We start from the raw sequence: 23531 nt of genomic DNA, 5'->3' as shown, positions 1-23531 counted from the left end.
CTCCCTTGGCCTCCTCCCGTCTCATCTCCGTGCGACGCCACCCGCTGGCGGTGGCGCTGCTGCTGGTCGCGGTCCCGCTCGCGATGGTGGCCGCCGTCAGCCTCGGCGCCGTCGACCTGCCCGCCGCGGATGTGTGGCACACGGTTGTCGCCCACCTGACGACCGGGCGGCGTCCCGCGGACGTCAGCGGCATCGACGACGAGATCATCTGGAACTCCCGGGCCCCGAGGACCGTCCTGGCCCTCGTCGCCGGGGCCGGGCTCGCCGTCGCCGGAGCCGTGCTGCAGGCGGTGGTGCGCAACCCGCTGGCCGACCCCTACGTCCTGGGGGTCGCCTCGGGGGCGTCGCTGGCCGCGGTCGCGGTCATCACCCTGGGCGGCGTCGCCGGGCTCGGCGTGCCGGGGGCGGCCTTCGTGGGGGCGTGCGCCACGCTCGCCCTGGTGCTGCTGCTCGGCAGCAGGCGCGGCACCCTGGCGCCGACCCGGCTGATCCTGGCCGGGGTCGCCCTGTCCTACCTGCTGCAGGGGGCCACCGGCTACCTCCAGTTGCGCGCCCAGCCCGGTCAGCTCTCCGGCATCCTGTTCTGGCTGCTCGGCTCGGTCTCCGGCGCGGGCTGGGACGACCTGACCGTGCCGTGCGCGGTGGTCGTGGCCTGTACGGCGTGGCTGACGGCGCAGGGCAAACGGCTCAACGCGATGCTGCTCGGCGACGAGACGGCCGCCATGCTCGGCGTCGCCGTACACCGGTTCCGATTGACGCTGCTGGCCGTCGCCGCGCTGTTGACGGCGGCCGTCATCTCGGTCGCCGGGGGCATCGCGTTCGTCGGGCTGATCGTGCCGCACACCGTACGGCTGCTCGCGGGCCCCGACCATCGCCGCGCCCTGCCGCTGGTCGCGCTGGGCGGCGGCCTGTTCCTGGTCCTCGCCGACCTGGCCGCCCGCATCCTGTCACCGCCGCTCGAACTTCCCCTCGGCATCCTGACCGCCGCGATCGGTGCGCCGTTCTTCCTGTGGCTGCTGCGCAGGGAAGGGCCGGTGTCCTGATGCGAGTGGAGGTCACCGGCCTGAACCTGCCGCTCGGCGGGGTCGAGGGGGTCGCGCTGCGGGTCGAGCCCGGCGAGTTCGTCGGACTCATCGGCCCGAACGGCAGCGGCAAGTCCACGCTGCTGCGCGCGCTGTACCGGGCGCTGCGTCCGGACGACGGCACGGTGCTGGTCGGCGGAGACGACGTGTGGCGAGCCCTGACGGCCCGTGAGTCCGCCGGGCGGATCTCCGTCGTGGCCCAGCACGGCGGGGACGGCTTCGACTTCACCGTCGCCGAACTCGTGGCCACCGGCCGTACCCCGCACCGGACCTCGCCCTCGGCCGACCGGGAGATCGTCACCGCCGCCCTCGAACGGGTCGGGATGACCGGTATGGCCGAGCGCCTGTACTCGACGCTGTCCGGAGGGGAACGGCAGCGGGCGCTGCTGGCCCGCGCCGTGGCCCAGCGGGGCGCCCTGCTCGTGCTGGACGAGCCGACCAACCATCTCGACGTCAACGCGCAGTTCGAGCTGCTCGGCCTGGTCCGTTCCCTGGGCGTGACGACGCTGGCGGCGCTGCACGAGCTGAACCTCGCCGCCGCCTACTGCGACCGGCTCTACGTACTTGAGGCGGGCCGGATCGTCGCCCACGGCTCCCCCGGCGAGGTGCTGACCCCGGCCCTGCTCGCCGAGGTGTTCGGGGTCCGCTCCCACCTGGGCGTCAACCCGCTCACCGGCCGGCCGAACCTCACCTTCGCCCCGTTGAAGGACACCCTCAAGGAAACTGGAGACCCCCGATGAGAACGCCACGAACGGCCCTGTGCGCCCTGGCCCTCCTCGCCCTGTCGGCGGGCTGCGGCGCCGACCCCGCCACATCCGCCGCCCCCTCGGCTCCGCGCGGTGAGGGCGTCTTCCCCGCCCAGGTCGTCAACTGCGGGCGGAGTGTCCAGGTGGACAGCCGGCCGAAGCGGATCGTGTCGTTCTTCCCGTCCAACACCGAGTTGCTGCTCGCCCTGGGGGTCAAGGACCGGCTCGCCGGCCAGGTGTGGGCCGGCCAGTCGGCGCCGAAGCCGGCCTACGCCGCCGACTACGCCGGGGTCAAGGTCCTGTCCGGGGGTGAGGTGTCGAAGGAGACGCTGCTGGCCGCCCGTCCCGACTTCATCCTGGCCGACGGGGAGTACAACTTCGACGGCAGGAAGCTGCCGACCATCGCCGAACTGGCCGCGCTGGGCGTGCCCGTCTACGTCGACGCCGCGTTCTGTCCGGGGACCACCGGCTCGGCGACCCTCGCCGACATCGGGCGCGACCTCGACGCCCTCGGCGGGCTGCTCGGCGTGCCCGGACAGGCCGCAGGCGCCAAACGCGACGTCACCAGGGCCCTTGACGGCCTGCGTCGCCGCCTCGACGGACACGCCCCGGTGCGCACCGCCATGGTGCAGGTCTTCGACAGGCAGCTGTACGGCCTGGCGGGCGGCCTGTACTCCGACATCCTGCGCGTCGCGGGCGGCGCCAACGTGCTCGACGGGCTGATCCCCCCGGGCAAGAACTTCGACGTCGTCTCCGTGGAGGCCGTCGCCAAGGCAGACCCGGAGACGATCGTCTACCACTACACCGACGAGGCCGACCGCGCCTCGGCCGAGAAGTGGCTGCGTGAGCACCTGGGGCAGACCAGGGCGGTCAGGAACAGCCGCCTGGTCGCCACGCCCGCCGCCGACTACTCGGGGCTGCGTGCCGTTGACGGCGCCCAGGCGATCGCCCGCGCCCTGCACCCGGACGTGTTCTGATGCGCCGTTACCTCGCCGCCCGGATCATCTCGTGGGCCGGGTCGTCGATCACCCTTGTCGCGTTGCCGATGCTGCTCTACCAGCGCACCGGTGACGCCGCCCTGACCGGCCTGCTCACCGCCATGGAGGCGGTCCCCTATCTGCTGCTCGGCCTGCCCGCGGGGGCGCTCGCCGACCGGTGGGACCGCCGCCGTGTGCTGACCCTCACCAGTCTGCTCAGCGCGCTGCTGGTGGTGAGCGTCCCGCTGGCCGCCGCGCTGGGGCTGCTCACCACGCCGCACCTGTTCGTCGTGGCCGCGGCGACCGCCTCGTCCTTCGTGTTCTTCGACGCCGCCGCGTTCGGCGCGCTGCCCGCGCTGGTCGGGCGGGAGGGGGTGGCCAGGGCGACCGGCGTCCTGATGACCTGGAGCACCCTGGTCTCGCTCGTCGGCCCCGCCCTGGCGGGGGTGTTGGTCGCCGCGACCGGCGCGGCCCCGGCGATGGGGCTGGACGCGCTGAGCTACGTGGCGGCGGCGCTGCTGCTGGCCCGGCTGCCGCCGGCCAATCCGGGGCCCAGGCCTCGCCGTGATCTGCGCGCCGAGGTCCTCGACGGCGTCCGCTACATCCGCGCCCACCCGGTGGTCGGGCCGCTGACCTTCCTCGGCGTCGGCAACAGCCTCGCCGAGGGGGCCGTGATGGGGCTGCTGGTCGTCGTGGCGGTCCAACGGCTCGGCCTCGGGCCCGCCGATCCGGCGATCGGCCTGCTGTTCGCCGCGACGGCGGCCGGCGCCATGGCCGCGGGCCTGGCCGTACCCCGGCTGCGGCTGCGTTTCGGCACCCCCGCGATCTCCCTCACCTCGTTGACGGCCGTGGGGATGCTGCTGGTGGTGTGGGCCCTGACCGAGCACCTGGTCGTGGGGCTGGTGGTGCTGGCCGTCTGGCAGGCGGCCAACAGCCTGGTCAGCCTGAACGGCATCATCGAACGGCAGGAGCGGACCCCCGACCACCTCCAGGGCAGGGTCAACACCACCGCCAGAATGATCGCCTGGGGTGGGCAGCCCGCGGGAGCCGCCCTCGCCGGGCTCCTGGCCGAGCTGACCTCTCCCCGTACGGCCCTGCTGACGACGGCGGTGGCCGTACTGCTGTCGCTTCTCCTGCCTCCGGCACGTGCCCTGGCCCGGCAGGCTCCCTTGGCGTCGCGGGACTGAACGAGGATTCCGGCCATGATGGAAATCCTCCGGCTGGAGGCATCCCCGACTAGTCCCATAAAGTGCAGATTTCGGGCCATATCAGGAAAATTCAGCATCGAGTCGAGCAGCCCATATTCCTCTTTACGGAAATATTGATCTTGTTATATTTTGATATTAAGACCGGTATTCCTCGGGGGCGGGTCATCCAGTGACGGATACAGACGAGGACATATGGCCAAACAGCTCGTACGGTGGGAGATCGACGGCGGAACGGTGGTCGTCGAAACGGACGAGGAGTACGTCACGGACTGGGTCCCGGTCTCCTCGACCGGTGACCGGGTCATCTACGACGCGAGACAACGCTTCGAAGAGGCCCTCAAACACGTCAGGGGCGCGGCGGAGACCGCCCTGAGGACCTTCCGTGAGAGCGCGATCGGCCCGGACGAGGTCGAGGTCGAGTTCGGCGTGAAGCTGGGCACGGAGGCGGGGGCCGTCATCGCCAAGGCGTCCGTCGAGGGGAACCTCACCGTCAGGGTCAAGTGGTCGGGGACGCACAACCACGAGCACCGCGGATGAGCCGTGCTCACCACGTGGCGGGCCCGGATCACCGGGAAACGTGACCGGTCACTGGTCACGGGCGCGGGCGTCCTGGTGGACGCCGGGCACCTGCTGACCTGCGCGCACCTCGTGTGGGGCTGCTCGGACCTCACCGTCAGCTTCGTGCAGACGGGCCGGGGAGACCTCCAGAACATCCCCGTGGGCGTCTCGTACACGGGTCCCTGGCGGCGTCCCGGAGACCCCGGCGACATCGCCGTTCTCGAACTGCCCGAAAAGGTCGATCTCTCTCCGGCCAGGTTCTCTCTCCGGCCCGGCACCGCCGCCGAGTTGAACGCTCACGGTTTTCCGAGGGACGCGGGTCCTTTCGGATCGGTTCTCCGGCTACGGGTGACCTCCTCACACGGAATCGGTGAATGGCTGCACATCGAGGCCGCCACGGGTCACGCGGAGTTTCCCCGGGAGGGGTTCAGCGGTTCCGGCGTATACGAGGAAAACAGCGGCGAGGTCCTCGGCGTGATCTCGGACGCCTCACACGCCGAAAGCCGTCGCACCGGCCGCATGATTCCCGTCGAGACGATCCGCCGCCACTGGGAGGACATCGACGACCTCCTCGACCTCTCCTGGCTGTCCAGGGACGCGCGGGTCCGGCTGCGGGCGGTCGTCCACGGCGCCGGGACCGGCGCCGACCTCGCGGAACTGGTCATGGGGACCTTTCCCGGCATTCCCCGGCCGAGGGACCTCCGCTCCCCGTGGGACGCCATCAGGTTCGTCGCCGAGGAACTCCGCGCGGAACCTCACGGAGACGACCGGCTCACCAGGATCGTCACCGCCCTGTCCACGCGGCTGACCGGCCCCGGTGTCCGGGCCGGGCTGCAGGAGTGGCTCAGGACCGCCGCGAGCTCTCCCCCGCCGGGGGAGGAGGCCACCGGTCCCGCCTTCTTCCTCTCCTCCTGCGCCGAGGACGCCGCCTACGCGGAGCGGCTCGGCGAGTACCTGCGTCTCCAGGGGGTGCCCGTGTGGCACGACGCCCATGTGAGGTGGGGCGACGACTCCGTCGAGGAGACCAGGCGGCGCATCTCCCAGGCCCTGGGCGTCATCGTGCTCGTCTCACCCGACGCCGAGAGATCCAGCCGGGTGATCGGAGAGGTCCTGGAGGGCCAGCGGCGCAACCGCAGGTTCTTCCCCATCCTCCTGCGCGGGGAACCCCTCTACATCCTTGGCGCCACCCGGCACTGTGACGCCCGCGACGGCGCGATGCCCGGCGATGACTACCTGCGCGTCCTGCGGGAGGTCCGTGACGCGGCCACCGGGACGGCTCCCCCGCCACCCGCAGAACCGCCTCGGAGAACACCGTCCTGGGAGGCACCGCCTCGAAGGACACCGCCCAGGGCGCCGATCCCGGTCCCGCACGTCACCGGCAGGGCCTCGGTAAGGAAACTCACCTCCCTCCTGGACGGCGGCGGCCTCGAACACGCCGACATCTGGACGACGACCCTTCTCCTCGACGCCGCCGGACGGCTCGGGGACGGCTGGATGCGCCGGCTCGACGGAGAGCTCCTGCCGTACGGCCTGCTGGAGGAGGTGGACGCGGTCTGGGCCCGCTCCATGGGCGGGACGCAGGGGTTCGGGGCGCAGCTGGCCCGCTACGGCGGCCCTCCCCCGGGTACGCCCGCCGGGCACGCCGGTGACTTCTTCGCACTGGCCGACGCCCTCGGCTGGCGCAGGGGCCGTCAGGCGACACCGAGATACGGGGAGTTCGTGCCGCCGGAGCCACTCCCCGCGGGTTTCTTCCCCACGCTGCGCAACCCGCAGCTCGAACACCACCGAGGCTGGCACGACCAGTGGAGGCAGACGGCGATGGCGGTCCATCTACGACTGAGGAAGATGAGAGGGCGGCGATGATGTCCGGGCTCGTCGTCAAGCTCTCCAAGGGAGAGATCGGCATCGTCCGCCGCAGGGTCGGCCGGATACACCCGGAGGACGAGGGCCGCGAGATCCGCGTCCAGGAGACCTCCCCGGGCGTCCAGGCGGCGGTCCTGCAGTCGGACCGCATCCACGTGCTGCCGGGTGTCCTGTACGAGGTCACGGTGGTCAGGCGGACCGAGGTGCCGCTCGGGACGATCGGCGTCGTCGTGGCCAGGGACGGCGCCCCGCCCTCCCCCGTCAGGAACCTCGCCCCGCACGTCGAGTGCCGTGACTTCCAGGACGGCGTGGCGTTCCTGCGCAACGGCGGAACGCGGGGCAGGCAGCCCGGAGTCCTGCGGGGCGGCGCCTCCTACGCCATCAACACGGAGCTGTTCGAAGTGATCACCGTGAACACCCCTGTGGAGGGCAGGCACGGCCTCACCGACGACGACCTCAGGGAGATCACCATTCCGGAGGGCACCACCGGGGTCGTGGTGGTCCGTGAGGGCGAACCCGCGGGAGAGGAGGAGGGGGCGCTCGGCCGCCGGGTGCCGGGGCACGCGAGCTTCCAGCTCCCCACGGTCTTCCTGGACGGCGGGGGACAGCGGGGGGTGCAGGAGGAGACCCTCGGCGGCGGCGACTACCGGATCAACCCCTGGTTCGCCAGGGTCGTGCAGATCCCCACCCGGGTCCTCGTCCTCGACTGGAAGAGGCCGGAGCAGAAACGGCCGACCAACCTGGACTCCTCACTGGACCAGATCCGGATCAACGTCGAGGGCTACTGGGTGCGCTTCGACATGAGCCAGACCATCCAGATCCCGGCCAGGGCCGCCCCCGTGCTGGTCAGCCGGGTCGGCGAGCAGAAAACCGCCCAGGACGACCCCCCGGTGCGGCGGTTCATCGACAAGGTCCTGGCCCAGACGGTCGAGAGCTACTTCCAGCGCGCGGCGGCGGGCCGCCTGACCCTCGACTTCCTCGACAGTCCCGAGCCGATCCGGCTCGAACTCGCCGGGCAGGTGCGCGAGGCGCTCGGCGACTGGCAGGTCACCGCGATCAGCACCACCATCGGCGAGTTCGAGCCCGAGGACACGACCATCCACGAGCTGCGCAAGGCCAACGTCGAGGCGCGCACCCGGAAGCAGCGGCTCCGGCACGAGAACGAGAACGCCGACATCGAGGAGGAGATCAACCGGAAGCGGATCAGGACCGAGCGGGAACGCCGCAGGCTGGAGGCCGTCATCCTTGAGGAGCAGGTCCGGCTCCTCGGCGCCGACCACGTCGCCATGGAGCGGTTCATGTCCCACCTCAAGGAGATAGGCGTGCCGACCTACGTCGGCGGCAACGCGGAGGGAATCCTGCAGTACATGCCGCTCCAGGTCGCGCAGGAGGTGATCAGCACCGCGCTGAACGGCCCACGGCGGCCGGAGATCGCCCGGGGACCGTCGGGAGGCCGCGTCGAGGCCGAGTTGAAGCGGGCCCTGACCGACCAGCGCTCGGCGTTGCTGGCCGACATGGGCGGTGAGCCGCCCCTCGAACAGCGCGTCATCCTCTGTCTCGGGCGGGAGGACGACCACGCCGACGTCCGGGACGCCCTCGACCGGTTCGTCCGGTCCTGCGGATGGACCGTCGCCGGGGAGTCCGAGCCCGTCACCGACCCGTGGTTCCAGACGGTCACGATCAGGGCGGCGGACGCGGGCAGGGCCGCCACCTCCGAGGAGCTGGAGGCCGAGCTGCGCCGCGCCACGGACCGGGAGGCCCCCGGCTCGGACCTCGCGGCGGAGCTGGTCGAGGTCCTGGAGGGCACGACGCCGGCCGTACTGCTCGTCGGGCCGGTCCTGCTCGCCGCGGCCGGCGGGGAGCACGCCGTGCTCCGCCTGGGGCACCGGCAGCTCAGCCACCTCATCCGCAGGCCCGGCCGGCTGCTCACCGAGCCGCTTGCCGTCGTCGCGGAACTCCGCGCAAGCAGCGGGGGCGCCGGATGACCGCCTACGGCATCGACCTCGGAACCACCTACTCCTGCATCGCCCGGGTGGACGAGACCGGCAGGCCCACGGTGCTGCGCAGTCTGGAGGGCACCGACACCGTCCCGTCCGTGGTGTTCTTCGAGTCGGCGGACAACGTGGTGGTCGGCGCGGCCGCCAGGGACGGCTCCGTCCTGGAACCCGGCCTGGCGGTCAGCCTGATCAAGCGGGAGATGGCGCACGGCACCCCGCACAGGAGACACGGCAGGACCTACACCCCCGAGGAGATCTCGGCGTTCATCCTCAGGAAACTGGCCGAGGACGCCCAGGTCGCGACCGGGGAGGCCGTGCGCGACGTGGTGATCACCGTCCCGGCCGACTTCGGCGCGGCCGAGCGCGACGCCACCCGCAAGGCGGGCGAGATCGCCGGGCTCACCGTCGTGGACATCATCTCCGAGCCCGTGGCCGCCGCCATCACCTACGGTCTGCTCAACCCGGAACTCGACCGCACGATCCTCGTCTACGACCTGGGCGGCGGCACCTTCGACACCACGGTCATCACGCTCAGGGGCGGGAGCATCAAGGTGGTCTGCACCGACGGCCACCGCGATCTGGGCGGCACCGACTGGGACGAACGGCTGATGGAGCACCTCGTCGAGGAGTTCACCCTGGAGCACCCCGACGTCGGCAGTCCGCTGGACGACCCGCAGGCCGAACAACAGCTCCGGGTCGACGCCGAGGCCCTGAAGAGGACCCTCTCGTCAAGGAACCGGCACGTCGTGCGGGTCGCCCACGAGGGCAGGGTCGCCAGGGTCGAGTTCACCAGGGAGACCCTTGAGGAGCTGACCAGGGACCTTCTCGACCGCACCGTGGAGATCACCAGGCGGACGATGGAGACGGCGGCGGCCAAGGGGGTGCGCGACTACGACCAGTTCATCCTGGTGGGCGGCTCCACGAAGATGCCCGCCGTCGCCGAGGCGCTGCGGCGGGCGTTCGGGGTCCCGGTCCTGATCCAGGACCCCGACCTCGCGGTCGCCAAGGGGGCCGCGCTGTACGCCTTCGAGGAGACCTACCGGCGCCTGCTGCGCTCGGGCGACCACGCCGGGGCCGAGGCGGTCGCCGCCCAGGCCGGGCTGACGGCGGAGCGGCGGGAGCTGATCGAGAACACGACGATCAGGACGGTCGCCTCCCGAGGCTTCGGCATCGTCCTGACCGGCGGAAACGGCGAGACACCGCACGTGCTCCACCTCGTGCACGCCAACGACCCCCTGCCCACGTCCGTGACGGAGGAGTTCTACACCGTCGTCCCCGACCAGGCCGTGGTCACCGTCGAGATCGTGGAGCAGGCGGGAGCCGCCGAGTCGCCGCGCCTCGACGACAACGTCAGGATCGCCACCGGGCAGCTGCCGATCCCGCCGGGCAAGCCGAGGGGCTGGCCGATCGAGGTCGCCTTCGACCTGGACTCCTCGGGCCTGCTGCACGTGACCGCCAGGGAACGGGAGACCGGCGAACGGCTCGACCTGCGGGTCCAGATAGGAGGCATGTCCGAGGAGAAGGTCGCGGAGTCCCGCACATGGCTGTCCCAGGTGCGGGTCGGCTAGGCGGCCCCGATGGCCTTCGACCACGACCGGTACGTCGAGGAGGTCCTCGAACCCGCCCGCCGCCCCGGTGGCGCCCTCCCCGACGATCCGCGTGCGCGCTACCGGGTGGACGAGACGATGAGCGCCGCCGAGGTCACCGAGACCGTCAGGCGGGTACGGCAGAGCTGGCGGCTGGCCAGGGGGCAGCTGAAGTTCAAACGGCTCGTCAACCGGCTTGAGGCCGACGACCAGGGGAGATACCGGGAGATCTTCTCCGCGGCCGAACGGGGGGATCTCGGCCCGCTGCGCACGGCCCTGGCGGAGACGGCGGAGCACGCGGCCAGGCGGCGCGCGGACGCCGAGGAGCGTCTGCGGGCCGCCGCGGGCCGCCTGCGCCTGGTCCTTCCCGACGTCGTGGAACGCATCGCGCGGGACACCGGACTCGGGGCGGAGGAGACCCTCGCGCTGTGCGGCGAGCTCAGGATCGAGGCGCGCGAGCCCGACCGGCTGCCGCAGGCCCCGCCGTACGCGGGCTACGGCGAGGTCCGCGCGGCCCTCGACACGCTGGGCGAACGGCATCTGGCGCGTTTCGTGTTCGGTGACGCCTGCCGGGATACGCGGGTGCTCGGCGGCTTCTCCCTGCCGGACGGGACACCGCTCGGCGGTGACGCCCTCGAAGGGGTGCGGGCGAGGTGGGCGGCCGAGCCGAGGGGGACGCTGACGACCCAGGCCGAGACCGTGCTGACCGCGCTGGGCGCCGTACCCGACCCGGCTGAGCTGGTGCGTCACGACCTCGTGACCCGGGTGCGGGAGCGGGCCCGCGAACACGCCGACGACGGCACCCTCGTGCGGTACGCCGTCGACCGTCTCGGCCTGGCCCTCGACGAGGCGCGCGGGCTGGTCTTCGCGGTCCGGCACGAGAGCCGCTACGGCGGCGCGCCGGGTGACACGGCGGCCCGGCTCAAGGAGCTGATCGACGGAGGGGACGTCGTCGGCGCCGTCGATCTCGCGCGGACCCTCGACGTGGCCGCGATCGCCGGAGAGGTCGGCGACCTGGTGGCCGAGGCCCAGACCAGGCTGGACACGGCCGTGCGCCTGAGGGACGAGGCCGTACGGGACGGCACGGACCCCGACCGGGCCTGGCTGATGCTGCGGGACGCGCTGGCGAGCGTGCCCGGCCTGCCGGAGGCCGGGGAGCTCCAGGCGAGGCTGGCCCCGCACCCGGCCGGGCCGGTCACGGCCGAGGCGTGCGCGGAGGGCGTCCTGGTCTCGTGGGAGCCCTCGGCGTCCAGGGTCGGGGAGATCGGCTACGAGGTGCGCAGGAACGGCGTCCCGCTGGCCGTCGTCGCCGGATGTTCCCTCCTCGACGAGGCCCCCGCCGTCGACACCGCCCTGCGCTACGAGGTGGTCGCCCGCCGGGGCGAGGCCGCCGCAGCGCCCTCGGGCGCCGAACCACTCCTCCTGCGCCCGGAGGCGGTCCGCGCGTTCGCCCTCGAACCCGACCCCGAGGAGCCGGGGGCGTTCCTCGTGCGCTGCCAGGCGCCCACGACCGGCGTCCTGGAGATCGTCGCCCTGCCGGGTGAGCCGCCCTGGCCGCCGGGAACGACGGTCCCGGTGGCCGGCCTGCGCGCGGCGAGTCGTACCGTGCCCTCCTCCCCGCACCGGGACGGCCTGACGGTCCGGCCCGCCGGGGTCGGCGCCGTCCTGCTCGCGGTGACCGTCTTGGGCGGTCTGGCCACGATCGGCGGCCACCGTGAGCACGTGAGCCTGCCGCCTGTCGCCGGTCTCACCGCCGAACGCCGGGGCGAGGTCGTGTACGTGGGGTTCGCCTGGCCGTCCGAGGTGAGCGAGGCGCTGGTGCGCTGGAACGGCCGGGAGCGGATCGTCTCCTCCGCGCTCTACCGCGGCCGGGGCGGCGTCCGGCTGACCGTCCCCGAGGACGAGGAGCTGACCGTCGAGGTGGCCCCGGCCCTGTTCCTTGAGGGGGGACACGTCTTCGGGCCGGTGTCCTCCGTACGGCTGCCCGCCAGGCCGCCGGTGCGCTACGACGTGATGTGGCAGGGACCGCCCTGGCGGCGCCGCCTGGTGCTCACGTTCACCTGCGAACGCCCCGTACGGCTGGCACGCCTGTCTCTCGTGCTGCGGCGGGGCCGCGTCCAGCCCGTTTCCGCCGCCGACGGCGTCGTCCTGGCCGAGTGGAGCGACCTGGAGGTCCCGGTCACTCTGGAGGCGCCGGGGCCCGGCCGGGCGGGGCCGTACTGGCTGCGCTGTTTCGCCGAGGGCGAGGCCGAACTCGTCGATCCGCCGGTGCGGCGGCTGAGGGTGGGGTGAGCCGTGGTCACCTGTCCGCACTGCTTCGCGAGGCTGCGTCCCGGCCGGATCGAGTTCCGGTGCGTCGGAGCCTCGGGGCGCAGGGGAGGTTGCGACCCCGAGCCCGACGAGGTCCTGGCCCGCCATCTCGGCTCGTCCTCGGGGGTCTCGCTGCCTCCCGCGTTCGCGGTGCCCCGTCCCGGGAGCCGGGCCGAATGTCCCCGTTGTCACCGGCCGACCGGCCGCCGGGTCTGCCCCCGGTGCCACGGCCCGCTGCCCGCGGAGTACTGCCGGCGGCCGGGAAGGATCGTCGCCCTGGTGGGGGCGAAGGGCTCGGGGAAGAGCACCTACCTCACCGTCCTGCTGCACGAACTGGCCAACCAGGTCGGCGAGGAGCTGAACACCACCCTCATGGGCTGCGACGAACGGACCATCGAACGCTACCGGCGTGACTTCGCCCGCCCGCTCTACGAGGAGAACCGGCTGCTCGGCGCGACCCGCTCGGCGGAGACCGACCCCGGTGGGCCCCTGGTCTATCTGCTGTCCAGGACCGTCTGGTCGTTCGACCGCGCGGTGCGGCTGTTCGGGCGGGAGTTCCGGATCAGGTGGGACAGGACGCGCTCGCTGGCGCTGGTCCTGTTCGACGCGGCGGGTGAGGACCTGCGCAGCCGCGACCGCAGTGAGCTGTACCTGTCCTACCTCGGCGCGGCGGACGGCGTCGTCGTCCTCCTCGACCCGCTCGGGCTTCCCGGCGCGGGCCCCCCGGTGAACGGCGACCCCGGCGACGACCCCCTCGACGTGCTCGCCAGGGTCACCGAACTGCTGCGCGAACGGCACCGTTCGGGGTGGCTCTCGGGGTGGTTCCCGCGGCGGCTGCGGATCCCGGTGGCGGTGGCGCTCAGCAAGATCGACGCGCTGCGGCCCGAGTTCGGCCGCCAGTCGGCCCTGCACCGCGCCCGGCCCCGCACCGGCCGTCTCGACCTCGACGACCGGGAGGCGGTGCACGAGCAGGTGCGGGCGCTGCTCGACCGGTGGCAGGCGGGCGCGATCGACCGGTATCTGGGCCAGCACTACACCGGCCACGCGCTGTTCGGGCTTTCCGCCCTCGGCGGGGAGCCCGACCTGGGGACCGGCAGAGTCGGGCCGGGAGGCGTGCGCCCCTACCGGGTCGAGGATCCGCTGCTGTGGCTGCTGTACCGGTTCGGCATGCTGTGCGCGGGGCGGTGAGGCGGTGGCCTGGCAGCTGCACTACACCTCGGTGGCGGCGGGCCCGACGGGCCGGGCGGGGTTCCAGTTCGTCGCGGAGACACCGGGGCTGCCCGAGGGCCTGCGGTCGCGTGTCGCCCCTCTGCTGACCTACCGGCCGCCGCCCGGCGCCCCGCTCGCCCCGACCGAGCGGGAGGCGTCGCGTTTCCCCGTCGCGCTGACCTACGACCTCCTCGGCTCCCACCGGGTGCTGACCCGCTGCGTCCATCTCGGCCGGGACTACTCGGGGCGCCACGGCAACTTCCTCGGGCACGCCCTGGTGGTCTCCCCCGGCGAGCTGACCGGCCTGAGACCGGTGGAGCTGTGGCGGGCCCCCTTCTGGAAGGACTCCCCGGAGACGGCTCTGCCCGAGCTGACCGAGATCGTCCCCGGCGGCACGGCCGACCCCGAATCCCTCGGGGAGTGGCTCGCGGGCCAGGGCGACGGCGGTTACGCCCGGCTCGGTTTCCTGCTGGAGACGACGGTGCGGGCCCTGACCCGGGGGCACGGGCGGCTGGTCCTGGTGGCCGGGGACGTCGAGGAGATCGTCCGGTGGATCACCGTGATCTCCTACTCGCTGCCGCAGGCCGTCGCCCTCGGCCTGTCGTTCGCCACCTACAGCGCCGATCCGGCGGCGGCCTCGCAGATCATCGTGGGGACCACGCCGGACGTCTGGCTCCCCTCCGACCTGGACGCCGAGGTGGTCGATCTCACCCGGCCCGCGGCCGGCTCCGGGACCGGCCGCCTGGCCCGTACGGTCGTGGACCGCTGGCGGCGGATGGACATGGCCGCGCTGGACGGCATGGCCGAGCTGGGCCGTACCGACCCCGAGGCCGCCGCGGCCCTCATGGCCTTCTGCGACGGCGACGTCACCGTCACCCGCGCCGAGCAGCTGGACGCGGCACGTCTGCTGGAGGCCGGTCTTCCCGCCTGGGTGTGGCGGGCGTTGGAGGGCGCCGCCGGCCGGATGGAGTACGAGCTCGCCGCCGCCGCGAGCGCGACCGGCCCGCCGGACACGGCCGACCGCTGCGCGGCCCGGTGCGTGGCGCTGGCCCTGCGGGACCCCGAGCTGCCGTTGCCCGCCGTACGGCTGCGCGCGGCGACCCGCCGGGCGCTCGAACCCCGGGTGCGGGACGCGCTGGGCGGGGCGGAGAGCCTGACCGGTCTCGCCGCCGTGGCGCTGCTCGCCGTCGAGGCGGGGCTGGCCGTACCGGGGCGCGACCTGGAACGCCGGGCCGCCGCGCTCGTCCGTGCCGGGGCGGGTGATCTCCGGCGTGCCGCGGGGCGGATGCCGTACGGCTGGCGCGGCAGGCTTGTCGAGGGCGCGCTCGCCGGGCTGGAGACGGCGCCCGAGGAGGTGCGGGCCCGGCTGCTGACCGACGAGGTCTGCGACCTGCTCGCGCCCGCCGACCTGACACGCGCCCCGCGTACCGGAGCGGCCGTCCTCAACCGCCTGGTGCGGCGCGGCGCGCTCGGCCGGATCGACGCGACGGAACGGCTGGTACGGCTGGCGCCGGAACCCGGACGTGACACGGTGCTGCGCGAGATCTGGGCCGGGCCGCCGACGCCTGCCGAGTGCGGGGCGCTCGCGGAACGGCTGGGCGCCTCGGCCGGGGTCTCCCCGGTCCTGGCGGAGCTGCCGGGGCGCGCGTTCCTCAGCGGCGGGCCGCGGGAGGAGACGGCCAGGCTGGCGAGACTGGTGACGCCGACCGCTCCCGCCGGGAGCGCCGAGCTGGTGGTCGTCGTCGCGGAGATCTCCGGCGCGGTCCGGCCCGGTGACCTGGCCGGACCGCTCGAAAGGCTCCTCGACGCCAGGGAGACCGCCGGTCCCGAGCTGCGCGGGGCCGTGGCGAAGGCGGTGCTGGGAGTCCTGGACGCCAGAGGGCCCGAGTTCCGGGCGAAGGTCGTCATGACCGCCTCCCGCCGGGCCGCCGCGTGGCTGGTCGACCTGTGGCTGAGACGTGTCAGATCGCGGGAGGAGCAGGCGAGGCTCCTGGAGGTCGCGGTCAGGCTGCGGCTGGGCGGGGCCGGATCAGAACGGCTCGACGCGTGGGCGCGCGGGTCGCCCCTGGGCTCCGTGCGGGCCAGGTTCGCCCACGACCCCGACCTCCTGCGGGGCTACGAGGAGCTGGTGCGCCCGCGAACCGCCCTGTGGGAACGCCTGCGTCCCCGGCTGGTGTGGAAGCGGGAGTGAGCCGTGTCGATCTGGGTCGTGATCGCGGTCGTCGTGTTCCCCTTCCTCGCCGGTGCCGGGCCTGCGCTGGCGGTCACGGTCCTCACCGCCGCCGGGTACCACGTCCACCGGTCCTGCCGGGTGCTGCTCTCCCGTACGGCCGCCACGGTTCCCCGCCCCGGCGGCCAGGGCGGGGATCCCGCCTACCGGATCTACGCGCTGCGGCAGATATGGCGTGACTGGGCGGCGCTGGACAGGGCGAGCCGCCCGGTCGTCGTCGCCAGGGCCGGGGCCGTCCGGGACTGGGTCGGGCAGCGGTGGCGGGAACGGCCGCAGGTGTACTTCCTGTTCCCGCTGTGGCTCGGCGTCGAGACGGGCGTCGTGCTGGGCATGGTCGTGCTCGCCTTCGCCCTGGCCGTGTCGTTCGCGGCGTACGCGCTGGTCGCGGGCGTGGTCCTGCTGGTGTGGCTGCCCTGCGTCCTGGTGCTGCGCGGCCTGGACCTGGCCTTCACCGCCGTCCACCGGGTCCTGCAGGTCTGCCAGAACGCCGACTGCTACGAACGGCTGACGCTTCCCGAGTACGCCTGCCCCTCCTGCGGGGAACGGCACCGGCGGCTGCGCCCCAACGGGGACGGCGCGTTCCGGCACGTGTGCGTGTGCGGCGCCCGGCTCCCCACGACGATCCTCCTCGGCAGATACCGGCTGGCGGGGTACTGCCCCGGGTGCGGCAGGCCGCTGTCGCCGAGGACGGGACGGGCCAGGGCCGAGCCGCTGCCGTTCGTCGGCGGCCCCGACGTGGGTAAGACGACGTTCATGACGCTGGCGATCGCCGCGCTGCACGCCGCGGTCGAGGCGAACGGCGGACGGGCGAGCTTCGTGACCCGTCAGGACGGCCTCGCCTTCACCCGCCACCGGGACGAGATGCGGCAGGGCAGGGTGTCCAAGACACCGACTCCCCTGCCGACGGCCATGACGCTGGACGTCTCGCTTCCCACCGGGTCCCGCAGGGGGAACCGGATCATGTACCTGTTCGACCCCTCCGGCGAGCACTACACGGGGGCGGCCGCGGTCGAGGCGATGGGCTACCTGACGTACGGGGAGCGGATGGTCCTGGTCGTCGACCCGTTCGCACTGCCACTCGTACGGGGCGGCCTGACCACGGCCGAACGCGACATGCTCACCGCGGCCGGGGTCTCCTTCTCCTCGGAGGACCCGGCCGACACCTTCCAGCGGGTACGCAACGAGCTCGCCTCCCGTCCCTGCGGGGGCGGGCAGCGGCGGGTCGCGGTCGTCGTCAGCAAGGCCGACCTGCTGGTGCGGACGGGCGTCGGCCGGGGGGCAGGCCCGGAAGACGGTGAGGTGTCCGGCTGGCTCCGCACGATGGGCATGGGGAACATGGTCAGGGAGCTGTCCTCCACGGCGGGCGAGACCCGCTACCTGGCGTCGGGCCTTCCCTCCGACGCCGTGGCCGTCGCCCGGCTGGTCGCCTGGCTGGTCGACCTGCCGCTGGCCGTACCGGACGAGCTGCCCGAGGGGCGCCCGGTGACCGCCGATCCCCGCAGGCCGTGGCGGGTGTCACCGCGCCGGGACGGCCTCGTGCCGGTCGGTTACGTGGCCGCCCGGCGGGCCGTCCTCGCCGTCTCGATCCTCCTGCCCTGCGCCCTGGCCGCCATCGCGATCTCGGCCCTCATGTCCGGGTAACGTCGGGGAGAATGCCTTTCATGTCCCAGACGACGTTACACACCGGCCGCATCCTTCTCGTCCCGCTGGCCGACGAGCACCTTGAGGACGAGGTGGAGCTCGACTCCGACCCCGAGGTCATGCGTTATCTCGAAGGCCGGGCCCGTACCCGCGAGGAGGTCGAGCGCTTCCACCGGAAACGGCTCGCCGCCGCGGACCGGGTGCCGGGCCTGGGGTTCTGGGCCGGTTCCGTGGACGGGCGGTTCGTCGGCTGGTGGATCCTCGAACCACCGCAGCGGGCCGACCAGGGTCCGGTCGAGGGGCAGGCCGAGCTCGGCTACCGCCTCCTGCGCCGTCACTGGCGTCAGGGCCTGGCCAGCGAGGGCGCACGGGAGTTGCTCCGGCACGGCTTCGAGGATCTCGGGCTGAACCGTGTCTTCGCCGAGACGATGGCGGTCAACGCCGCCTCCCGCGCGACGATGGCCTCGGTCGGCATGCGGCACGTCCGCACGTTCCACCTGGAGTGGGAGGAGCCGCTTCCCGGCAGCGAGTACGGCGAGGTCGAGTACGCGATCACCCGGCAGGAGTGGCTCAGGAGTTCCACGAGGCCTTGACGTCCGCGACGGAACCGATCCGGGTGACGCGGCGGCGTCCCGGGTACGGCACCCGCGACCCGGTCGGCTGGAGGCCCGGCGCGTGACGGCCGCAGGGGACGTCGCCCGCGCCGTGCCGCCCGGCCGGGTCCTGCGTCTCCCGGGAGCCCGGCCTGGGCGAGGGGCGCCGCCGTCAGGCACCGGTCAGGAGACCGGGAAATCGAATTCACCGTCCTTGACGCCGCCGACGAACGCCTGCCATTCGGCACGGGTGTAGACGATCACCTCGGCGTCGCGGCGACGGCTGTGCCGCACCGCCACCCGGCCGCTGCCGTCCGCCAGCGGTCCGGCCTCCACACACTGACCGCCGGTGTCGGGGCTCTTCGAGCTGATGTGCCAGGCGACACCCGACAGTTCCTCGGGGGTGATCATCTGCTTCTCCCTGTCGTCTCATTTGAATCGGTCGACCGCGTTCTTGATAACGGTCGCGGAATCATCCGGGGTAAGCGCGGCGTTCAGCAGCGAATCGTATGCCTGGATGAAGTTTTCGGCACCGTCCGCCTCGGTGTAGACGGCCCCTGCCTTGGTCTCCACGTATGTCACGTCGGAGTAGGGCTCGGGCATGCGGAAAACCGTGAAGGCGCCGTCCACTCCGGCGTGCGCCCCGATCGCGAACGGCAGGACCTGAAGGGTCACATTCGGCCTGGAGACGGCCGCGAAAAGGTGCTCCAGCTGAGCACGCATCACATTCGGGCCGCCGACCGCCCGGTGAAGCACGCCCTCGTCGAGGACGATCATCAGCTTCGGCGGCGCCTCCCCGTCGAGCACGTCCTGCCGGGCCATCCGGAACGCGATCCACTGCTCGACTTGACGGGCGGAGGCCCCCGTGGCCCCCGCCGTGATGATCGCCGAGGCGTAGTCACGGGTCTGGAGGAGGCCGGGGACGACCATCGCCGCGTAGGAGTAGACGGCCCTGGCCCGGGCCTCCAGCCAGGCATGGTCGAGCATGCCGCCGAGGGAGTCGGCCGAGAAGCCGTCCCACCAGCCCTTGCGCCAGATGTCACGGCTGAGCTGTTCGAGCCCGTCGCGGATCCGCTCGTCGTCGATCTCGTACAGGTTGAGCAGGGCCATGACGTCGGACACCCGGGCCGGGATGATGCCCGACTCAAGGCGGCTGATGGTCGCCGCGTCACGCTGGAGATGGTCACCCGCCTGCCTGAGCGTCAGCCCGGCCGCGTCGCGGTACTCCTTCAGGTGCTTTCCGAGCCACTGCGCCCGCAGCGTCGGCCCTCTCTTCGCGGCCATCTCACTCTCCTTTGCGACCGTTTCCCCTTATGGGACCAATTCCAGGTAAATACGGATATTCTCAACTGCCCTTTTTCGTAAGCTTGCGCTTTTGTGAAGGCAATGTCACGCTACCACCGCACCAACGGTCACGCTCAGCATTGGCATGGGAGCGTAAAGGAACCTCCACGGCGTTCCATCCGTCATTCACACCCGGCGCCGGCCGGGCCGGGAGGCGAGGCTCCAGGAATGACCGCCCGCCTGCCGATCCGGTGAAGCCATGCACACGCCCCGAGGAGTCCGTGACGAATCAGGGCCGTCACGTTTCATTCCCTGGGCGGCACGAACGCTTTACCACGACGTTGACATCACCCGCTTCGCCCCCTCCTACAGTGGTTGAAACCCGGCGTACGCCCGTTCGCACCCCCGGAGCCAGGCGGAGAAAAGGGGAGGCATGACCCACGAACCGGTGACATCCAGTGGCCGCTCCGGGAACGGCAGCCGCGCGGGACACGCATCCATGTCCCCGCTCCTCAGGGAACGGCTCGACGCCGCCGTCGTCTCCGCCCGCGCCGAGCTGATCAGCGCGAGCGAGAAGAGAGCGGGCCTGCTGTTGTCATGGGCGGGCGTCGCCTACGGCGTGCTCGTCACCCTCATCCTCACCGGCCCGGCCCGCTTCCCCGGCATCGGGCGTTTCGGTGTCGTCCTGGCGCTGATCCTGCTGACCGTGGCGGTCACACTGATCCTGTTCACCATCCGCCCGCTGTCCCCCAGACGCGGCGGGCTACGGGTCCTCGGCTACGCCGACGTGCCGACACCACAGGCCCTGATCGAGCGGATGAACACCGAGACCTCGGACTACGAGCTGTTCCTGGCGACCGACGCCCTGTGGATCGCCCGGGTCGCCCGCACCAAGCACCGCAACCTGCGCTGGTCCGTCGATCTGATCGTCGCCGGCATCGTCACCATGACGGTCATGGTCTTCCTGGAGCGCCTGCTCTGACCTCCGGTTCCTCAGGTGAGGTCGCCTCGCCGGTGACCGAGCACCGCGGCGATCGGCAGGACCGCCACCAGGCCGCTGATCAGCACCGCGGCGAGCGCTCCCAGGATGGCCCGCGCGTCGTCGAAGGCGATCCCGACGGCGGCCAGCGGAGGCCCCACGTTGCGCACCGCCGTGACGCACCCCATGGTGGTACGGCGCGCGGACGGCCCGGTGGCCAGCAGGGTGCCGGCGGCGAAGGCGGCCACGGCCAGGACGAACCCCGCGAGCAGGGTGCGCGAGCCCAGCAACGCGACGACGTCGTGCCAGCTGCCCAGCAGCATGCCGGCCAGCACCATCAGGAACGTCACGTTCGACACCAGGGCGGCGACCGGGTGCCACGAACGCGCCGTGGAGCGCGCGCAGTGACGCACCACCAGCCCCACGGCGAACGGCACCAGTTGCAGGACGGCCACGGTCCGCACCAGCGCGGCGACGTCCAGGGAGATCCTGGCGCCGACGTCGGCCACACTGAGGACGGCCGTGCTCATCGGGCCGAAGGTGAGGCTCGCCACCGCGGCCAGCAGCACCTGCGTCGCCGTACCCGCGCTCACATCCCCCTTCTGCACCACGCTCAGCTTCGCCCCGAACGGCCCGCCCGGGGAGGTCGCGACCAGGATCAGGGCGATGAAACCCGCGGTGGGCAGGGCGAACAGCGCCGCCAGGCCCCAGCCGAGCAACGGGACGGCCACCAGGTTGGCCAGCAGGGCCAGCGCGAGCAACCGCAGGTCGGTGAGGACCGCCCGCAAGGCGGACAACGTGGTCGCCAGGCCCCCGGCGAACATGGTGACCGCGATGAAGATCACGGTGATCGCGTTGAACAGTGGCTGCAGCGCGTTCATGGAACCTCCGGCCCTGCGCCGTGCGTCAGCCGCCGAGTTCGCCCAGCCAGCGCAGGGCACTCAGCGAGGGCATGAAGCAGTACTCACCGCCGCGTGTGACCACGAACCGTGGCAGTCCCCTCAGGCGGCGCCGCAGCGGCCTGCGGGGAATCGCGAAGTCGCCGGAGCCGTCACCGGAGCCGACGACCGGGTCGCGCGCGCCGCCCGCGCCGAAGAAGACGCCGTCGTTCATCCACTCGGACTGGACGAACTCGAACTGCCTGCCGAGATGCGCCCCGATGAAGGCGAACATCAGCCCGCGGTCGGCCCCGTCGTCCTCCAGCACCCCTTCGGGCAGCGGCGGGCCGTAGGCGGTGCCGCGCCGGATCATCCGGTGCAGCCTCGGCACGCCCGCCACCGCCGCGTCGCGGGGATTGCCCCTGCGGATGTGACAGCCGCCGGGAGTGGTGAACCCCGCCGGGTCGTCCCGCTCGTAGCCGAAGACGTTGTTACGGGACGGATCGGCGCCCAGACCGGGATCGTCGTGGCCGGGGCTGAGCGCCAGCGGGGCGCCGCTGCGCCAGCGGCCCATGATCTTCGCCGCCAGCCACTCCTCGTCCGCCGGATCGGCCGCGTTGTCACGCAGGTAACGCCGGAACGCGGCGACGCGCTGGTGAAGCTTGCGGAAGACCGCGTAGCTGCCGTTGCGCCCCAGCACCTCGGGCTGCGGGACCTGGAGACCACCCAGCTCGTCGGGGTAGCCGAGCACGAACTCCCCGGCCCTGAGCGGCGTCTCCAGGCTGTTGGACCCGGCGATGCCGCTGCCCTCGACGGCCGGGTGGCTGATGCCGTCGCGGTAGCCGAACGGCTCGGTCTCGGTGGACAGCGCGTGACAGTCCTGCCGCCAGATCGCCGTGACGCCCGGCAGGGCGTGGTAGGCGGGCCGGGCGCGGCCGAGGGCCGCCTCCAGCCGCGCGTCGTCGGGGGCGAGGGCCACCAGCACCACGTGGACCTCGGAGGTGCCCAGCGGGGTCTCCCAGTTCTCCGGGGCACTCTCGCCGACGTCGCCCAGCGCGCGGGCGCGGGCGGCCATCCCCTGCCCGAACTCCCAGGAGAAGGTCTCCAGCGACTCCCTCGGCACCCCGAGCGCCGCCAGGCCGTGGTGGGTGAGCGCGACGCTGACCCAGGTCTCCCCCAGGGGGCTGGTCGTGTCGGCGGCCGAGGTGACCGCCGTGCTGAGGCGCCGCATCAGCTCCCGGCCGTGCGCGCGGTCGTCGATGCGGAACAGGACGTAGGTCGCCGCGTACGGGCTCGGCCGGGGGCTGAGCACCCCACGCTGGATGTCGTCGAGTTCGAGTACGGCCACCGCCCGCCCGGTCATGTCCCCCTCCGGTCCGTGACGATGTTCCGCCAGAAGGCACGAAGGCTCTCGTCGCCGCCGAACAGCGAGCTGAAGACCGTGGAGTCGGCCAGCAGCACGTCACCGGCCCGGTCGCCGCCCGGGGGCATCCACAGGACCACGTCGAACTCGGTGTTGCCCTCCTCGGTGAAGGGATGTGTCGGCCGGGTCAGGTCGATCGGCTGCCGGCCCAGCACACGGACGACGTCCGGGTCGTCGGTCGTCACGGCGTAGTGCGGCAGATGCATGTGGAAGTTGAGGGTGGTCACCCCCTCCAGCCATCCCGCGCCGTCCAGGTCTCGGGCGATGGTCAGGGGCGCGATCTGCTTGGGTCCGCTCACCGCGGGGCGCAGGCCGTAGCGGTTCTCCACCGGGATGCCGAGTTCTCCCATCAGGGAGCGCAGGTACCGGGCGAAGCGCTGCTGCCGGGGCACCAGGGGGTCACCGTGGTGGCGGTGTTCCCTCTCACGGACGGCCAAGTCGTCGGAGGCTCCGACGTCGTGGTGCGGCCCCAGCACCAGGCGGGTCCCCTCCCGGGCGAGGAAGGCCCGAACGGCCTCGACCTCCTCGGGCGCCGGTTCCTGCCCGGTGATCATGTGGTCCAGCCCGAACACCAGCAGGGTGTCGGTGTCGGCCAGCACCCGCTCGTCCAGCGGGGTGGGGAAGCCCGCCTGGTCGACGCGCTGGTACACCGGCACCGGGTGCCCGGTGACCTCCTCGGCGAACCGCTGGAACGGCAGCCAGCCCCAGAAGAACAGCTCAAGGGATCCGGCGACACCCTGCTGGAAGCGCAGCGGGTCGGACCACTTCGGATCCTCGTAGGCGGGCCAGGCCGTCCGCCGGACCTCGGTCATCGTGGAGAAGCGGTTGTCCAGTTCGGCCGGGTTCCTGCCCGCCTCCGCCGGATAGCTCCACGAGACGTAGACGCTCACCCGCCGCCCACCGGGGGTGTACGGACGCGGCACGTGGTTCTGGTTGTAGGTGCGTGCGGTCGCTGACCGGCTCATCT

19 protein-coding genes are annotated in these 23531 nt (G+C 72.6%); 14 read left to right on the top strand and 5 right to left on the bottom strand.

The window, feature by feature from the left end:
* The first annotated feature begins 5 nt into the window (after nucleotides 1-5).
* The 13 genes from ACIBVQ_RS02655 (at nucleotide 6) to ACIBVQ_RS02595 (ending at nucleotide 18000) form a co-directional block, all read left to right on the top strand.
* A complete protein-coding gene (locus ACIBVQ_RS02655; protein ID WP_362910468.1) occupies nucleotides 6-1043 on the top strand; it encodes an iron ABC transporter permease in 1038 nt (345 codons plus the stop codon).
* Nucleotides 1043-1822, top strand: a complete 780-nt coding sequence (locus ACIBVQ_RS02650; RefSeq protein WP_386190011.1) for an ABC transporter ATP-binding protein — start codon at nucleotides 1043-1045, stop codon at nucleotides 1820-1822. Before ACIBVQ_RS02655 ends, ACIBVQ_RS02650 begins: the two co-directional genes overlap by 1 nt.
* Nucleotides 1819-2805 (top strand): ABC transporter substrate-binding protein, encoded by a 987-nt coding sequence (locus tag ACIBVQ_RS02645; protein ID WP_399175167.1) that lies wholly within the window; start codon nucleotides 1819-1821, stop codon nucleotides 2803-2805. The genes ACIBVQ_RS02650 and ACIBVQ_RS02645 overlap by 4 nt, the downstream gene beginning before the upstream one ends.
* On the top strand, nucleotides 2805-3992 hold the full coding sequence (locus ACIBVQ_RS02640; RefSeq protein WP_399175165.1) for an MFS transporter: 1188 nt from the start codon (nucleotides 2805-2807) through the stop codon (nucleotides 3990-3992). Before ACIBVQ_RS02645 ends, ACIBVQ_RS02640 begins: the two co-directional genes overlap by 1 nt.
* 213 nt (nucleotides 3993-4205) lie before the next feature.
* The gene (locus ACIBVQ_RS02635; RefSeq protein WP_352008894.1) at nucleotides 4206-4550 is read left to right on the top strand and encodes a CU044_2847 family protein; all 345 of its coding nucleotides are present in this window, start codon (nucleotides 4206-4208) and stop codon (nucleotides 4548-4550) included.
* Between the two features lie 3 nt (nucleotides 4551-4553).
* Nucleotides 4554-6434: a TIR domain-containing protein gene (locus ACIBVQ_RS02630; protein WP_399175163.1), complete on the top strand. Its 1881-nt coding sequence runs from the start codon at nucleotides 4554-4556 to the stop codon at nucleotides 6432-6434.
* Nucleotides 6431-8419 carry an SPFH domain-containing protein gene (locus ACIBVQ_RS02625; RefSeq protein WP_399175161.1) on the top strand — a complete coding sequence of 663 codons (1989 nt, stop codon included), beginning with the start codon at nucleotides 6431-6433 and terminating at the stop codon, nucleotides 8417-8419. Before ACIBVQ_RS02630 ends, ACIBVQ_RS02625 begins: the two co-directional genes overlap by 4 nt.
* The gene (locus ACIBVQ_RS02620; protein WP_399175159.1) at nucleotides 8416-9999 is read left to right on the top strand and encodes an Hsp70 family protein; all 1584 of its coding nucleotides are present in this window, start codon (nucleotides 8416-8418) and stop codon (nucleotides 9997-9999) included. Before ACIBVQ_RS02625 ends, ACIBVQ_RS02620 begins: the two co-directional genes overlap by 4 nt.
* Nucleotides 10000-10008: 9 nt before the next feature.
* Nucleotides 10009-12309 carry a hypothetical protein gene (locus ACIBVQ_RS02615; RefSeq protein WP_399175157.1) on the top strand — a complete coding sequence of 767 codons (2301 nt, stop codon included), beginning with the start codon at nucleotides 10009-10011 and terminating at the stop codon, nucleotides 12307-12309.
* A gap of 3 nt (nucleotides 12310-12312) precedes the next feature.
* Entirely contained in the window at nucleotides 12313-13515 is a 1203-nt protein-coding gene (locus tag ACIBVQ_RS02610; protein ID WP_399175155.1) for a hypothetical protein, read from the top strand.
* 4 nt (nucleotides 13516-13519) lie between these two features.
* Nucleotides 13520-15727 (top strand): hypothetical protein, encoded by a 2208-nt coding sequence (locus ACIBVQ_RS02605; protein ID WP_399175153.1) that lies wholly within the window; start codon nucleotides 13520-13522, stop codon nucleotides 15725-15727.
* A gap of 3 nt (nucleotides 15728-15730) precedes the next feature.
* Nucleotides 15731-17407, top strand: a complete 1677-nt coding sequence (locus ACIBVQ_RS02600; protein WP_399175151.1) for a hypothetical protein — start codon at nucleotides 15731-15733, stop codon at nucleotides 17405-17407.
* Nucleotides 17408-17427: 20 nt separating this feature from the next.
* Entirely contained in the window at nucleotides 17428-18000 is a 573-nt protein-coding gene (locus ACIBVQ_RS02595) for a GNAT family N-acetyltransferase (RefSeq protein WP_399175149.1), read from the top strand.
* A gap of 183 nt (nucleotides 18001-18183) precedes the next feature.
* Here ACIBVQ_RS02595 and ACIBVQ_RS02590 read toward each other — a convergent pair whose 3' ends face one another.
* Both ACIBVQ_RS02590 and ACIBVQ_RS02585 read right to left on the bottom strand, forming a co-directional pair.
* On the bottom strand, nucleotides 18184-18411 hold the full coding sequence (locus tag ACIBVQ_RS02590; protein ID WP_352008885.1) for a DUF397 domain-containing protein: 228 nt from the start codon (nucleotides 18409-18411) through the stop codon (nucleotides 18184-18186).
* A gap of 18 nt (nucleotides 18412-18429) precedes the next feature.
* Entirely contained in the window at nucleotides 18430-19284 is an 855-nt protein-coding gene (locus tag ACIBVQ_RS02585; RefSeq protein WP_399175147.1) for a helix-turn-helix domain-containing protein, read from the bottom strand.
* Between the two features lie 499 nt (nucleotides 19285-19783).
* On the opposite strand from ACIBVQ_RS02585, the gene ACIBVQ_RS02580 reads away from it, so the two are divergent.
* Nucleotides 19784-20266 (top strand): Pycsar system effector family protein, encoded by a 483-nt coding sequence (locus tag ACIBVQ_RS02580; protein WP_352008883.1) that lies wholly within the window; start codon nucleotides 19784-19786, stop codon nucleotides 20264-20266.
* An 11-nt stretch (nucleotides 20267-20277) separates the two neighbouring features.
* Here ACIBVQ_RS02580 and ACIBVQ_RS02575 read toward each other — a convergent pair whose 3' ends face one another.
* Genes ACIBVQ_RS02575 through ACIBVQ_RS02565 form a run of 3 tightly spaced genes read right to left on the bottom strand, consistent with a single transcriptional unit; the run spans nucleotide 20278 to nucleotide 23529 of the window.
* Nucleotides 20278-21144 carry a bile acid:sodium symporter gene (locus ACIBVQ_RS02575; RefSeq protein ID WP_399175145.1) on the bottom strand — a complete coding sequence of 289 codons (867 nt, stop codon included), beginning with the start codon at nucleotides 21142-21144 and terminating at the stop codon, nucleotides 20278-20280.
* 25 nt (nucleotides 21145-21169) lie between these two features.
* On the bottom strand, nucleotides 21170-22504 hold the full coding sequence (locus ACIBVQ_RS02570) for a Dyp-type peroxidase (RefSeq protein ID WP_399175143.1): 1335 nt from the start codon (nucleotides 22502-22504) through the stop codon (nucleotides 21170-21172).
* Nucleotides 22501-23529 (bottom strand): hypothetical protein, encoded by a 1029-nt coding sequence (locus ACIBVQ_RS02565; RefSeq protein ID WP_352008880.1) that lies wholly within the window; start codon nucleotides 23527-23529, stop codon nucleotides 22501-22503. The genes ACIBVQ_RS02570 and ACIBVQ_RS02565 overlap by 4 nt, the downstream gene beginning before the upstream one ends.
* Between the last annotated feature and the right edge of the window lie 2 nt (nucleotides 23530-23531).

This window comes from Streptosporangium sp. NPDC049376 (assembly GCF_044466505.1).
Lineage (GTDB): Bacteria > Actinomycetota > Actinomycetes > Streptosporangiales > Streptosporangiaceae > Streptosporangium.
This window is presented reverse-complemented; position numbering and strand designations above follow the sequence as displayed.